The 12,759-nt window shown below is 73.1% G+C and carries 15 protein-coding genes; 11 read left to right on the top strand and 4 right to left on the bottom strand.

Going from position 1 to position 12,759, the window contains the following annotated elements; translation table 11 throughout:
• Positions 1 to 85: 85 nt before the first annotated feature.
• Complete coding sequence (locus HT134_RS01135) at positions 86 to 298, bottom strand: hypothetical protein (RefSeq protein ID WP_175598372.1); 213 nt, start codon at positions 296 to 298, stop codon at positions 86 to 88.
• 9 nt (positions 299 to 307) lie between these two features.
• Positions 308 to 2,074 (bottom strand): right-handed parallel beta-helix repeat-containing protein, encoded by a 1,767-nt coding sequence (locus tag HT134_RS01130; RefSeq protein WP_175598371.1) that lies wholly within the window; start codon positions 2,072 to 2,074, stop codon positions 308 to 310.
• Positions 2,075 to 2,135: 61 nt separating this feature from the next.
• Between HT134_RS01130 and HT134_RS01125 the strand changes: the two genes are divergently transcribed.
• Positions 2,136 to 3,143, top strand: a complete 1,008-nt coding sequence (locus HT134_RS01125) for a TetR/AcrR family transcriptional regulator (protein WP_175598370.1) — start codon at positions 2,136 to 2,138, stop codon at positions 3,141 to 3,143.
• Between the two features lie 160 nt (positions 3,144 to 3,303).
• On the opposite strand, the gene HT134_RS01120 is transcribed toward HT134_RS01125, so the two are convergent.
• The gene (locus tag HT134_RS01120) at positions 3,304 to 4,419 is read right to left on the bottom strand and encodes a S1 family peptidase (protein ID WP_175598369.1); all 1,116 of its coding nucleotides are present in this window, start codon (positions 4,417 to 4,419) and stop codon (positions 3,304 to 3,306) included.
• A 359-nt stretch (positions 4,420 to 4,778) separates the two neighbouring features.
• Here HT134_RS01120 and HT134_RS01115 point away from each other — a divergent pair, with 359 nt between their 5' ends.
• From HT134_RS01115 to HT134_RS01105, 3 genes are all read left to right on the top strand, one after another.
• Positions 4,779 to 6,008 (top strand): DUF418 domain-containing protein, encoded by a 1,230-nt coding sequence (locus tag HT134_RS01115; RefSeq protein ID WP_175598368.1) that lies wholly within the window; start codon positions 4,779 to 4,781, stop codon positions 6,006 to 6,008.
• Positions 6,009 to 6,082: 74 nt separating this feature from the next.
• The gene (locus HT134_RS01110; RefSeq protein WP_175598367.1) at positions 6,083 to 6,751 is read left to right on the top strand and encodes a TetR/AcrR family transcriptional regulator; all 669 of its coding nucleotides are present in this window, start codon (positions 6,083 to 6,085) and stop codon (positions 6,749 to 6,751) included.
• On the top strand, positions 6,733 to 7,944 hold the full coding sequence (locus HT134_RS01105) for a cytochrome P450 (RefSeq protein ID WP_175598366.1): 1,212 nt from the start codon (positions 6,733 to 6,735) through the stop codon (positions 7,942 to 7,944). The genes HT134_RS01110 and HT134_RS01105 overlap by 19 nt, the downstream gene beginning before the upstream one ends.
• A gap of 64 nt (positions 7,945 to 8,008) precedes the next feature.
• On the opposite strand, the gene HT134_RS01100 is transcribed toward HT134_RS01105, so the two are convergent.
• The gene (locus tag HT134_RS01100) at positions 8,009 to 8,326 is read right to left on the bottom strand and encodes a helix-turn-helix transcriptional regulator (protein ID WP_175598365.1); all 318 of its coding nucleotides are present in this window, start codon (positions 8,324 to 8,326) and stop codon (positions 8,009 to 8,011) included.
• 142 nt (positions 8,327 to 8,468) lie between these two features.
• Here HT134_RS01100 and HT134_RS01095 point away from each other — a divergent pair, with 142 nt between their 5' ends.
• The 7 genes from HT134_RS01095 (at position 8,469) to HT134_RS01065 (ending at position 12,746) form a co-directional block, all read left to right on the top strand.
• Positions 8,469 to 8,846, top strand: coding sequence for an STAS domain-containing protein (locus tag HT134_RS01095; protein WP_175598364.1), 378 nt, complete (start codon positions 8,469 to 8,471; stop codon positions 8,844 to 8,846).
• A 26-nt stretch (positions 8,847 to 8,872) separates the two neighbouring features.
• Positions 8,873 to 9,232 (top strand): STAS domain-containing protein, encoded by a 360-nt coding sequence (locus HT134_RS01090; RefSeq protein WP_175598363.1) that lies wholly within the window; start codon positions 8,873 to 8,875, stop codon positions 9,230 to 9,232.
• A gap of 161 nt (positions 9,233 to 9,393) precedes the next feature.
• Entirely contained in the window at positions 9,394 to 9,807 is a 414-nt protein-coding gene (locus HT134_RS01085; RefSeq protein WP_175598362.1) for a DUF7144 family membrane protein, read from the top strand.
• A gap of 170 nt (positions 9,808 to 9,977) precedes the next feature.
• A complete protein-coding gene (locus HT134_RS01080; protein ID WP_175598361.1) occupies positions 9,978 to 10,739 on the top strand; it encodes a TSUP family transporter in 762 nt (253 codons plus the stop codon).
• Positions 10,740 to 10,787: 48 nt separating this feature from the next.
• Positions 10,788 to 11,759: a helix-turn-helix transcriptional regulator gene (locus HT134_RS01075; protein ID WP_175598360.1), complete on the top strand. Its 972-nt coding sequence runs from the start codon at positions 10,788 to 10,790 to the stop codon at positions 11,757 to 11,759.
• Positions 11,760 to 11,800: 41 nt separating this feature from the next.
• Positions 11,801 to 12,013: a hypothetical protein gene (locus tag HT134_RS01070; protein WP_175590484.1), complete on the top strand. Its 213-nt coding sequence runs from the start codon at positions 11,801 to 11,803 to the stop codon at positions 12,011 to 12,013.
• Positions 12,014 to 12,134: 121 nt separating this feature from the next.
• Positions 12,135 to 12,746 (top strand): TetR/AcrR family transcriptional regulator, encoded by a 612-nt coding sequence (locus tag HT134_RS01065; protein ID WP_175598359.1) that lies wholly within the window; start codon positions 12,135 to 12,137, stop codon positions 12,744 to 12,746.
• The last annotated feature ends 13 nt before the right edge of the window (positions 12,747 to 12,759 follow it).

The following is a 12,759-nucleotide window of genomic DNA, read 5'->3' as shown; positions in this document are numbered from 1 at the left end:
CTGACGACCCGGTGACGAAACCGTCCAGCGTGACGAAACCACTGCTGTCGTCCATCGTGATCCGCGACGCCGGCCGCAGCCGCCCTCACGAACCGCGGGCGTGCAGGACGTGGTGCCAGGCGGGGCCGACCACGTGGCCGGGGCCGGCGGCGGACGGACGGGCCCGGTAGACGGCCCGGCCGCCGCGCAGGTCGAAGGGGTGCAGGGCGCCCAGCTCGCCGTAGAGATGGGCGCTCCACGCGCTCACCGCGTCCTCGACGGGGACGCCGTCCGCGACGCCGAGGATGAGCAAGAGCAACGGGACGAGTCAGGAGGCGGTGGACGGCAGCGCTTCCGCCAGGAGGCCGGGGCGGGGGGTCAGCAGGCCGGCCCGTGAGCGGACGGCCTCCGTGGCGGCCAGCAGCTCCGCCTCGTCCGCGAGCGTGGTGTTGCCCTCGTACGTCACCCCCGGCGGCGGCGCGTCGGCGCCCATCGGGTCGGCGTCCCACACGTTGCCCCGGTACACCACGTGCTCCAGCGGCGGCGACACGTGCAGGATCGCCGTGGTGTCGGCGCGCGCCACCACGTTGTCCTCGACGGTGACCCACGCCGCGCCGTAGTCGCAGTACAGCCCGAAGTTGTACGGGGTGCGCGTGTCGGTGACGACGTTGCCCCGGATCACCGCGCCGTCCTCGTGCGACTCGCCCTGCGGCCCCGCCAGGTAGACGCCGCCCCCGTCGGCCAGGACGCTCATCGTGCCGGTGGTGAAGTTGCCCACGATGTGTGTGCCCCGGCCGGGCCCGGCGACGATGCCGCAGTGCGGCGTCTCGGCGACGTGGTTGCGGGAGACCGTGCACCTCCTGGTGCCTTGGAGCGCGACGCCGGGGGAGCCGGGGTAGTCGAGCCCGATGTGGTGGATCCAGTTGTCCTCGACCAGCACGTCGCGGGCGCCCCGCGTGACCGTGAGGGCGCCGGCGGACAGCGTGTCGAAGTCGCAGCCGCGCACCGTGACCTCCGCCCCGCCGTCCACGCCGAGACCGGTGGCGCCCAGCCGGGTGAAGCGGCAGCCCTCGACCGTCACCCCGGACACGCCGTCGAGCACCACGCACGCCGGGATCGTGGCGGACTCGGCGGGCACGCTGACCGATCCCACGCCCTCGCCCAGCGACACCGTGAACACCGGGCCGCCCTCGTAGAAGCCGCTCCCGTGGTAGTGGAGGAACCCCTCCGGGCCGCTCGGCCGGGTCCAGGTGGCGTCGGCGAACGTCAGCCCGCGCAACGACACGTCCCGCGCGCCGGTGAGGCGCAGCAGCGTCTCCAGGGCCGGGACCACCACGTCCTCGGGCCGCTCGCCCGGCCGCGGCAGGTAGCGGACGACGTGGGCGCCGGGCGCCGAGCGGTCCACCACGAACGTGCCGGGTCTGGTGAGGAACGCCGCGTCGTTCTCGATCCGGGTGGGCAGGCCGAGGCCGCGCGTGGTCAGGCCCTGCCAGGTGGAGTTGTACAGGTCGAGCGCCCGGCCGAACGCGGGCTGCGCCATGGTGATGACCGTCGTGCCGTCCTCGGCGGCGACGGCGGCCACGCCGCAGCGGGCCTCGGTCCACGGGTAGACGCCCCGGTGGACGAACTCCACGTCGCCCGGGCTGCGCCAGCCGAGCGGGGCGGCGCTGTCGGTGGTGTAGCCGGTCCCGGTCATGGCCGCCGCGCCGGGCAGGGCGTCGATCGAGGCGCGTTCGGCCCTGCGTCCCGCCACGTGGAGCTGGCGCGGCTCGAGGCCGCCGACGACGGCCGCCCACACGCCGCCGCTCTCCTGTCGTACGGTCACCCGGCGCCCTCCGCTCAGGACCACCTCCTCCTGGTCCGGGGTTCCGTAGCCGCAGGCCTGGTAGACGACCCGGTGGCCGTCGCGGCCGGAGTCGGCCGCGGTCAGCTCCAGGGGCTCCTCCAGCGGGTACGTGCCGCCGCGGAACTGGACCAGCACGTCGCCCGCCACGGCGCGGGCCGCCTCGCGGGCGCGGCCGGGTGTGGCGAACGGCCGTTCGCGGGTGCCGGGTCCGGAGTCGTCCCCGCCGGGGGCCACGAAGATCTCGATCACGGACAGGTCCTCCACAGTCTTGGGTGTTTATGGCGTACACAGGGTGTATACCATAAACGTGATGGCGAGAAGTGAGGCGGAGGATCCGCGGCGCGGCATGGACCTGCTGTGGCGCGACGCCGACGCCGACCCCGGGGGCGGGACGCGGCGCGGCGCGCGGCAGGGCCTCGACCTGGACCGGATCGTGCGCGCGGCCGTCGAGCTGGCCGACGCCGAAGGGCTGGCCGGGCTGTCCATGCGCAAGGTGGCCGACCGGCTGGGGTTCACCACCATGTCCCTCTACCGGCACGTGCCCGGCCGCGACCAGCTCGTCGACCTCATGCGCGACGCCGTCCTGGCCGAGCTCGCCGAGCCGCCCGGGACGCATGACGAGGGACGTGGTGAGGAGCGTGGCGAGGAGCACCGCGAGGGCCACGGCGAGGGGCGCGGCGAGGGGCGCGGTGAGGGGCGCGGCCGGGGCTGGAGGGAGCGGCTGGAGGCGTCCGCGCGACAGGGCTGGGAGATCCGGAGGCGTCACCCGTGGCTCGCCGAGGCGCGCGGCGTCCGCCACCTGCCCGGTCCGAACGCCGTCGCCCACTACGAACGCATGCTGGCCGCCGTCGCCGGCACCGGCCTGTCCCCCTCGGAGGTGCTCGCCGTGGTGAACCTCGTCGGGCGGTTCGTCGACGCCGAGGCGCTGCAGCTCGTGGAGGCCGCCGAGGCCGAGCGCCGCAGCGGCGTGAGCGACGAGGAGTGGTGGGGCGCCCGGCAAGCGCTGTTCGAGCGGTTCGAGCGCTATCCGACGATCACGCGGCTGTGGGAGGAGGGCGGCTACGACCACCCCGAGGACTCCTTCGCCTTCGGCCTGGCCCGGCTGCTCGACGGGATCGAGCTCCTCGTCCGGCGGCGCTCCGGCGCCGAGGTCAGTGACGAAACGCGTGATGAAACATCGGGGTGCCGGGTGTGCGGCACGCCGGTCGAGCGGCCGGCGTCCGGGCGTCCCCGCGCGTACTGCTCACCGGCCTGCCGCCAGCGCGCCTACCGCGAACGCCGCGCCGCCGGCGCTCCCCGAACCCGCGAAGCCCCCTGAAGACCGCAAAGCCCCCTGAACACCGGCGAAGCCCCCTGAACACCGGCGAAGCCCCCTGAACACCGGCGAAGCTCCCGAGACCGCGAAGAACGGCGTGCCCGGGCGCGAGGTCCCGGGCACGCCGCGTCATCCGTCATCCGTCAGCCGGTGCCGCCGGAGGCTAGCCGACCGTCAGGGTCAGCCCGTACGCCGCCAGCGCCTCGTTGACCGGCTGGTGGTACGTCGTGCCGCCGATCGAGCAGTTGCCGGACCCGCCGGAGGTCGTGCCCTGGGCCTGGCTGCCCGAGATGAACGAGCCGCCCGAGTCGCCCGGCTCCGCGCACGCGCTGGTGCGCGTGAGCCCGGTGACCGTGCCCTGCGCGTAGCGCACTGTGGCGTTGTGCTGCTGGATGGTGCCGCAGCGCCAGCCGGTGGTGGAGCCGGAGCGGCAGATCGAGGCGCCGACCGACGCCTGCGTGGAGCCGCGCACGGTCACGTTCGCGCCGCCGGAGCCGCGCACGTACGGCGTCGGGGTGTTGCCGGGGGCGGCGACCCAGGCGTAGTCGTTGCCGGGGAACGACGAACCCTGGAAGGTGCCCGTCGGGTTCGTGGTGCGGGAGCCGACCTGGCCGCAGTGGCCGGCGGTGACGAAGCCGGGGGTGCTGCCGCGGGTCACCGAGAAGCCGATGCTGCACCGGCTGGAGCCGATGTAGTAGGGCGCGCCGCCGACGAGGTTGATGAACGTCTGCGGGCTCTCGTTGCTGACCTGCACCTTGACGACGCCCTGCTCGGCGCCCGCCTTGGCGGCGAGCCGGTCGCCGGAGCGCTGGTCGGGGGCGACGACGACGACCGAGTTGGTCGTCACGTCGACGTACCAGAGGTTCGCCCTGGTGCCGGCCGCGGCCTGGTCGAGCCGGTCCTTGACGGAGGTGAGCTGCGCGAGCGTCCGCGCCACCACCACGGGCTGCGCGCCCTGCGCCTCGATGGAGGCCGTGGCCGCCGGGTCGGTGGTGGCGACCATGAGCTTGGAGGCGTCCGCGTTGAGCCAGGACCCGCCGTACGAGGCGCCGAGCGAGGAGCTGAGCCGGGCCTCGGTGGCGGCGGCACGCTGCTCGTTGGCCAGGCGCGTCAGCGCCTGCTGCTCGGAGAGGCCGAGGTCGCGCTGGAGGGCGTTCACCACTTCGCGTGGAGCTTCGTCGCCGGGAGGAGTGGGGGCGGCGACCGCGGGGGTGAGGGGGGTGGCCAGGACGGCGGCGACGATCGTGGCGCCGAACAGGCCCATGCGCTTACTCCACATGTGCACTCCTTTGTGGGGGGTGCTGTCAAAGTACCGACTGGGGTGGATCCGGCTAGTCGTCAAAGGCCACCTATCACCGTGGTATGGGAGGCGGACCAGCGAACCGTCACGGACGGCAGCCCTCCCGTGGCCGCCCGTGCCGATCCACCTGACGATCACCGTACGGCACCTTGATCCCGATCCCAACGACCCCGGCCCGCCCCGGCGAGCCCCTCCGCGTTCGCCCCTTTGGCCCGGATATGAGCGCTCCGCGGGCGACCACCACCGACTTTGGACGCGGGCGGCGGCGTCTTTGGTGGGGGGTGCGGGCCGACCAACGTCCGATGTGGCGGGGCGCGTGCCGCGCCTAGCGTCGCGGCATGACGCAGCCGTCCACTCCCTCCGCCACCCCGGCCGGGCGGGGCCATGAGAGCGCCCCGGCCGGCCGGGGGCAGGAGACTGTCCAGGCCGCCCCGGCCGGGCGGGTCCACGAGGTCGACGCGGTACGCGGGTTCGCCCTCGCGGGCATCCTGGTGGCCAACATCGGCTTCCTGGCCGACCCGGGGTACGCCATGACCGGGGCCATGCCGATCCCCGACGGGCCCGTCGCGTACGCGATCACCGCCCTCGTCCTGACGAAGTTCTACGTGATCTTCTCGTTCCTGTTCGGCTACTCGTTCACGCTCCAGATGCGCGCCGCCGAACGCGCGGGGGCGAGCGTGCGGGCCCGCACGCTGCGCCGCTGCCTGGGGCTCTTCCTCATCGGCGTCGCGCACGGCTTCCTGCTGTGGATAGGCGACATCCTCACCCTGTACGCGCTGCTCGGCGTGGTGCTGCTGACCCTGCGGGGCCTGCGGCCGAGGACGGCCGTCATCACCGGTGCCGCGATCATCGGCACGCTGACCGTGGTCTGGCTGGTGCTCGCGGCGCTGTCCGCGGTGGACCCGTCCGCCGTCCCGGCCGAGACGGCCGACCCCGCCGAGGCCGCCCGCGTCCTGGCCCTGGCCACCGGCGGGCCGCTGGACTTCCTGCGGATGCAGGCCGGCCTGTACCCGCACATGGCGCTCATGATCTGGGCCTTCCAGGGACCGACGGCGCTGGCCATGTTCCTGTTCGGCCTGGCGGCGGGCAAGACCCGGCTGCTGGAGGGGCTCGGATCGCGCACCGGCCTGCTGCGCCGGGTCCAGTGGATCGGCTTCGGCGCCGGCCTGCCCGGCGGTGTCCTGTACGCCTGGAGCACGCCCCGCGGCGGCGTCGCCGAGGTCGCCGGCATCGCCGTGAACACCCTCACCTCGCTGCTCCTCGCCGCCGCCTACGTCGCCACGCTGGTGCGGGTCGTCGGCCGTTTCCCCGCCGTCGGCCGCGCCCTCGCGCCCGCCGGCCGGATGGCCGCCTCCAACTACCTCGGCCAGTCGCTGCTGATCGCCCTGGTCTTCACCGGGTACGGCCTGGCGCTCGGCGGGCGGCTGGCGCCGATCGCGGTCATGGGGGTGGCCGCCGCGGTCTACACCGTGCTGCTGACGCTGAGCGCCTGGTGGCTGCGCTCCCATCGCCACGGACCGGTCGAGTACGGCCTGCGCCGCCTCACGAACTGGTCCACCCGTTCTTGACCGAGCGCTCGGTTGGGAGATATATCAGGTCGTAGACATATGTAGGGAACCCGATATGCAGCCGGGAGGCGGCCGTGGCCCGTACCCAGGACCAGCGGCGGGCCGAGACCCGCGCCCGGCTGATCGACGCCGCGGCCGACCTGTTCGCCCGCAAGGGCTTCCACGCCGTCTCCGCCGAGGCCGTGGCCGGGGCGGCCGGGCGCACCACCGGCGCCCTCTACAACCACTTCGGCGGCAAGGAGGGACTGCTGCTGGCCCTGCTGGAGGTGTGGAAGGACCAGACCGCCGCCGAGCTGCTCGCCGGGTTCGAGGACGTCACCGTGCTCGACGAGCGGCTGGCGGCCCTGTTCGAGGTGCTCACCCGCGACGACGGTGATCGTGGTGCGTCCTGGCTCCTGCTGGAGATGGAGCTGTGGCTGCACGGCGCGCGCGATCCCGAGATCGGCGAGCCCCTCGCCCGCAGGTACGCCGGCATCCGCGCCCGGCTGGCCGAAGGGCTGGCCGACTGGGCCGACGCGGCGGGGGTGCCCCTGCGGCGCCCGCCCGAGCGGACGGCCACGGCCGTGCTCGGGGTGCTGATCGGCTGCGCGGTGCAGCACCGTCTCGACCCGCCGGCGGTCGAGACCCGGGCCGTCGTCGAGGGCCTGCGCGACCTGCTCGGCCTCCCGGACGGCCCACCGCACGACCACGACCTCTCCCGACTCGCGCCGAAAGGGGAGCACCCATGCGGATCAACCTGTTAGAGGACGCCTGGGAGCAAGCAGTACCGCACGAGCAGTTCGCCTACCTCCGCCGCAACGCCCCCGTCTACTGGCACGACATCCCCGGCGACACCGGCTTCTGGGCCGTGACCCGCTACCACGACGTCAAGGCGATCAGCCGGGACACCCGCACGTGGTCCACCGAGGTCGGCACCGCGTTCCTGCGCGACCAGACCCCGGAGTTCATCGAGGTCGCCAGCCTCATGCTGCTCAACATGGACCCGCCCAAACAGACCCGCTACCGCCGCCTGGTCAGCGCCGGCTTCACCCCGCGGACGATCGCCCGGCTCAAGGACCAGGTGCGGCGCCGGGCCGAGCGCATCGCCGACGGCGTCCTCGACAAGGGCGGCGAGGTCGAGTTCGTCACGGACGTCGCCGAGTACCTCCCGCTGCAGATGATCTGCGACCTCATCGGCGTTCCCGAGGAGGACCACGCGATGATCTTCGAGTGGTCCAACCGCATGGTCGGCTTCCAGGATCCCGACTTCCGCACGACCCCCGAGGACGGCGAGATCGCCGCCGCGGAGATCTTCCAGTACTGCGACGGCCTGGTCGAGCAGCGGCGCAAGCACCCGCGCGACGACATCCTCACCAGCCTGGTCGAGGCGGAGATCGACGGCGACCGGCTGACCCGCGAGGAGATCGACGCGTTCTTCGTGATCCTCTGCGTCGCGGGCAACGAGACGACCCGCAACCTCATCGCCCACGCCATGAACGCCCTCATCGACCACCCGGACAGCTACCGCGAGCTGTCGGCCGGCCTGGGCGACGACAAGCTCTGGCACACCGCCACCGAGGAGTTCCTGCGCTGGGGGTCGTCCATCCACAACTTCCGGCGCACCGCGACGCGCGACACCGAGCTGCACGGGCAGCGCATCGCCGAGGGGGAGAAGGTGGTGACGTTCTACATGTCGGCCAACCGGGACGAGACCGTCTTCCCCGACCCGTACACCTTCGACATCCGGCGTGACCCCAACGACCACGTGACGTTCGGCGGCGGCGGCCCGCACTTCTGCCTGGGCGCCAACCTGGCGCGGCTGCAGATCACCTGCATGATCAGGGAGCTGCTGCGCCGCTTCCCGGCGGCCGAGCACGCCGGGCCGGTCCGGCGGATGCGCTCCGACTTCATCAACGGCGTCAAGCACATGCCGGTCCGCTTCACCACCGCCGCCTGAACGTCTCCGGCCTCGGGCCCGCCCGCACGGTCCCCCCTCCGTGCGGGCGGGCCCGTCCGCGTGCTCAGCCGGGAGTGCCCGGGTCGTCGCGGTCGGTGAACATGTCGATCAGCACCCGCACCGGCATGTCGGCCTCCGTGTGGTGCCGGAAGCGCCGGTCGGCGTTGATGCTGTAGTGGTTGCGCCGGCCCACGCGGACGGGGTTGAGATAGCCCGCCTCCCGCAGGTCCGTGACGATGCCCTGCGCCGACCGCTCGGTGATCCCGATCGTCGCGGCGATCTCGCGCACACGCACCTCGGGATTGCGGGCGATCTCCACCAGCACGCGCGCGTGATTGGTGAGAAAGGTCCAGCGGGACTGGCCGCCGGTGCTGTTGCCCATGAAACTCACTCCGTAGGCCCGGGCGGAGACGGGGCCCGGCTGGATGTCGCACAAGATTTTATAGCGAAAAATCTTTCCTGTATTCTCATACACGCTTACCCTTGGGGGCTACAAGAAGCGCCGTGAAGGTCGGCGATCTCCCGTGAGAAGGGCGACCGGCAAGGGAGGTGACGACGTGCTCAAGGACGACGCCTCGCGCTTGCGGGGCGAGACCCCGGCAGGCGATCGGGTCCTGTACGCCGACGAGCTCCTGCGCGTCACCTCGGCCGAGCGCCCCGGCGCGCCGTCGGTGGCGCTCGTCGGCGAGGTCGATCGCACCAACAGTCCCGCCCTGGCGCGCGTCCTGCGCGAGGCCGCCGGGTTCGGCGGGAGCCTCGTGATCGACGCGGCGCGGCTGTCGTTCGTCGACGTCTCCGGTGTACGCGTGCTGCTCGGGCTCGTCCGCGAGGGCGCGGCCACGGTGAGCGGGGTGCCCGCCCAGCTGCGCCGCCTGCTGGCCATGCTCCACCAGACCCTGTAGACGACCGGCAGAGCGCGAGGACCCCGATGACCATGCTGACCCTCACCACGCGGCGGCTGCCCGGCGCGAGCGTGATCGTCGTCGGCGGCGAGGTGGACGCCGTGACCGCCGACCAGCTCGAGGACTTCATCCGTGACGCGTGCCCCGGCGCGGGGGAGCGGCTGGTGCTGGACCTGAGCGAGATGCCGTTCATGGCCAGCCCCGGCCTGCGCGTGCTCATCACGGCCGACGCCCTCCTCCGCGATGCCGGGGGCAGCCTGCACCTGGCCGGGATGCGGCCCGCGCCGGCCCGCCTCCTGGAGATCACCGGCACGGCCGACGTGCTGCGCATCCACGCCACGGTCGACCACGCCCTCACCGCCCCCCTGAACGAGCAGGACGCCTGACCGGCCCGCGCGGCGGTCCACCTGGCACCAAGAGCCGCAGCCACAACATTTACCGCAGCAAGAGCCTCATGCGCCCCTATATCAGTACTGTCGGTATATAACGCACTCCACGCTGTCGCTGATGGAGTGTGGCTTAAGGCAGTCTTTCGGGGGGATTCGCCATGACCTATCAAGCGCGGCACCACGTCACCGGCTGGGTGGGCTGGGTGTGGTTCGCGGCCATCATGATCATCATGTCGGGCCTGTTCAACGTGATCTCCGGCCTGTACGCCATCTTCAGCGGCGACTTCTACGTCGAGACGGCCCGGCGGCTGTTCCTGTTCAACCTCACGGGCTGGGGATGGGTGCACCTGCTGCTGGGCATCCTGCTGTTCGTGGTCGGCGTCGCCCTGATGGTCGGGCAGACGTGGGCGCGCGTCGTCGCGGTCGTCCTCGTCATGCTCAACGCGATCACGCAGCTCATCTGGATCGCCGTCAACCCCTGGTGGTCGCTCGTCGTCATCGCGGTGGACATGGTCGTGCTGTACGCGCTCATCGTCCACGGCCGCGAGGCCAAGGAGATGGCCGAGGGCTGAGAGCTCGCCCGGGCCCGGTGCGCGGCCGTCGCCTTCCTGGCGCCGCGCGCCGGGCTTCATGCCGTTCGCGTCCTCCGTGTCCGCGCCTGGGGGAGGGCAGAAGCGGATAAAAGCCGACGTATACCCTCGTCTGGGTTGATCTGGGTCGAGTCGTCGGTCAGGGGAGTGGCGTGCCACTGGAACAGGTGCTCGTGTTGCTGGTGGCCGCGGCCGGCGCGGGGTGGGTCGACGCCGTCGTGGGCGGCGGCGGGCTGCTCCAGCTCCCGGCGCTGATGGTGGCCGGGGTGCCGCCCGTCCAGGCCATGGCCACCAACAAGCTGTCGTCCGTGTTCGGGACGGCGTCCGCCGCCGTGGCCTACGCCCGTACCACCAAGCTGGACCGCCAGGTGGCGCTGCCCGGCGCCGGGCTCGCCGTGCTCAGCGCCGGCCTCGGCGCCTCGGCCGCCGCCGCCATCTCCGCCGAGGTGCTGCGGCCGGTCGTGATGGCCGTGCTGCTGAGCGTGGCCGCCTTCGTGACGTTACGGCCGGCGCTCGGCTCCGTGCCGCGGCCCCACCTGCGGACCCGCGGCCGGATCGCGGCCGCCGTGACGGTCGCCGGCGTCGGCATCGCCTTCTACGACGGCATCATGGGCCCCGGCACCGGGACGTTCCTCATCATCGCGTTCACCACGATCCTCGGCCTCGACTTCATCTCCGCGTCGGCGTCCGCGAAGATCATCAACACCGGGACGAACCTGGGCGCGCTGTTCGTCTTCGCCTGGCAGGGACACCTGCTGTGGGGGCTCGGGCTCGGCATGGCGGTGTGCAACATCGCCGGCGCGCAGGTCGGGGCGCGGATGGCGATGCGGCGCGGCACCGGGTTCGTGCGGATCGTGCTGCTGGTCGTCGTCGTGGCCATGGTGATCCGGCTCGGCTGGCAGCAGTTCAGCTGACGCTCGCGGGGACCCGCACGTGGCGCCGCCCGTCCCTAGACTGGCGGCATGCGCGCCAGCCGCCTCCTGTCCCTCCTGCTGCTCCTGCAGACGCGCGGGCGCATGACCGCCCCCGAGCTGGCCGAGGAGCTGGAGGTGTCCGTCCGCACCGTCTACCGCGACGTGGAGGCGCTGTCCGCCGCCGGCGTGCCCGTCTACGCCGACCGCGGCCCGGCCGGCGGTTACCAGCTCCTCGACGGCTACCGCACCCGCCTGAACGGCCTGACCGCCGAGGAGGCGTCCTCGCTGTTCCTCGCCGGCCTGCCCGGCCCGGCCGCCGAGCTGGGCCTGGCCGACGTGGCCGCCACCGCCGAGCTGAAGCTGCTCGCCGCCCTCCCGCCCGAGCCCCGCTCGTACGCCTCCCGCATGCGCGAGCGCTTCCTGCTCGACGTGCCGGGCTGGTACCGCGGCCCGGACGAGGCCCCCCACCTGAGCGCCGTGGCCGAGGCCGTGTGGGACCTGCGGCCGATCCGGATGACCTACCGGCGCTGGGGCAACCAGGAGGTCGAGCGGATGGTCCACCCCTACGGGCTGGTCCTGAAGGGCGGCTCCTGGTACCTGATCGCCGCACCGCCCGGCGGGACGCCGCGCACCTACCGCGTCGCGCGGATCCTGACGCTGGAGACGCTTCCCGGCCGGTTCGAGCGGCCCGAGGGGTTCGACCTGACGGAGTTCTGGCACGCCTACGCCAAGGAGTTCCGCGAGCGCATGTACACCGCCGAGGCCGTCGTCAGGCTGGCCCCCGGCGCCGACGGCCTGTTCTCGTACACGCTGGGAAGCGACGTCGTGGCCGCCGCGATGGAGGAGGCCGGCCCGGCCGACGCCGACGGCTGGCGCACCATGACCGTCCCCGTCGAGTCGCTGCGGCACGCCCGCTGGCTGCTGCTGCGCATGGGCGCGCTCGTCGAGGTGGTGGGGCCGCCGGAGCTGCGCGAGCTGATGAGCGAGGCGGTCGCCGAGCTGGCCAAGATGTACGGCTGACGGATGAGAGGTTTCCCGGCGGGTTCCTCTACGGTTGGGGCATGACGAACGACCTGGCTTCCCTCATGCGGCAGGCGCAGGACGACGACCCGCTGGTGGCGCTGCAGGCCACCACGGCGCTGCGCCACGAGATCGAGCGCATGGAGGCGGTGCAGGTGCGCAGGGCGAGGGTGGCCGGGCTGCCCTGGGCGCAGATCGCCGACGCGATCGGCGTCAGCAAGCAGGCCGTCCACAAGAAGTACGGCCGGCGCTGACCTTCCCGCCCGCCGGGGCCGGCCCTCACGCCCGCCGGGGCTCCGCACCGCCCGTCCAGGGCTCCGCACCGGCCGCCGGGCGCAACCTGAGAGGCGCCTCACCTTCGTTAGGATCGGGTCCATGCGCAAGGACGCCGTGCACAACCGCGAGCGCCTCCTGCGGGCGGCCAGGTCGCTGTTCGCCGACCGGGGGCTCGACGTGCCGCTGGAGGAGATCGCCCGCACGGCAGGCGTCAGCATCGGCACCCTCTACAACCGCTTCCCCACCCGGCAGGCGCTGGTCGACGCGGTGTTCGAGGACCGGACGGCCGTGGTGGCCCGGCTCGCCGAGGAGGCGCTGGCCGCCGACGACGCCTGGGAGGGGTTCGTCGCGTTCCTGACCGGCGTGTGCGAGCTGCAGGCGGCCGACCTCGGCTACAACGACGTCGCCGTCCGCGGCGCCGCCGCGGGCGAATCCGCCGGGGGCTACAGCCTGATGCGGCGCATCGTCGCTCGCGCCCACGCGTCCGGGCAACTCCGCGCGGACGTCACGCTGGAGGACATGGCGTTCGTGACCTGGGGCATCGCCGCGACGGTACGGGCGACGTTCCGCGTCGCGCCCGGGGCCTGGCGCCGCCACCTCGCGCTGACGCTCGACGGCCTGCGCGCCTCCTCGGCCGCGCGGACCGGTCCGCTGCCCGCCCCGCCCCTGACGCCGGAGCAGACGGCCGCCCTCATGCCCGAGTGCGGCTGACCCGCCGTTCCCC

Source organism: Nonomuraea rhodomycinica (genome assembly GCF_013363995.1).
Taxonomy (GTDB): Bacteria; Actinomycetota; Actinomycetes; order Streptosporangiales; family Streptosporangiaceae; genus Nonomuraea; species Nonomuraea rhodomycinica.
The sequence above is the reverse complement of the archived record's forward strand: the minus strand, read 5'-3'. Positions and strand labels throughout refer to the sequence as shown.

Bases quoted from the DNA above. Each gene is read 5' to 3' on its own strand.
- HT134_RS01070 (WP_175590484.1), top strand. From the start codon at position 11,801: ATGACGAACGACCTGGCTTCCCTCATGCGGCAGGCGCAGGACGACGAC.
- HT134_RS01090 (WP_175598363.1), top strand. From the start codon at position 8,873: ATGACCATGCTGACCCTCACCACGCGGCGGCTGCCCGGCGCGAGCGTG.
- HT134_RS01120 (WP_175598369.1), bottom strand. From the start codon at position 4,419: ATGTGGAGTAAGCGCATGGGCCTGTTCGGCGCCACGATCGTCGCCGCC.
- HT134_RS01075 (WP_175598360.1), top strand. From the start codon at position 10,788: ATGCGCGCCAGCCGCCTCCTGTCCCTCCTGCTGCTCCTGCAGACGCGC.
- HT134_RS01085 (WP_175598362.1), top strand. From the start codon at position 9,394: ATGACCTATCAAGCGCGGCACCACGTCACCGGCTGGGTGGGCTGGGTG.
- HT134_RS01100 (WP_175598365.1), bottom strand. From the start codon at position 8,326: ATGGGCAACAGCACCGGCGGCCAGTCCCGCTGGACCTTTCTCACCAAT.
- HT134_RS01105 (WP_175598366.1), top strand. From the start codon at position 6,733: ATGCGGATCAACCTGTTAGAGGACGCCTGGGAGCAAGCAGTACCGCAC.
- HT134_RS01125 (WP_175598370.1), top strand. From the start codon at position 2,136: ATGGCGAGAAGTGAGGCGGAGGATCCGCGGCGCGGCATGGACCTGCTG.
- HT134_RS01115 (WP_175598368.1), top strand. From the start codon at position 4,779: ATGACGCAGCCGTCCACTCCCTCCGCCACCCCGGCCGGGCGGGGCCAT.
- HT134_RS01065 (WP_175598359.1), top strand. From the start codon at position 12,135: ATGCGCAAGGACGCCGTGCACAACCGCGAGCGCCTCCTGCGGGCGGCC.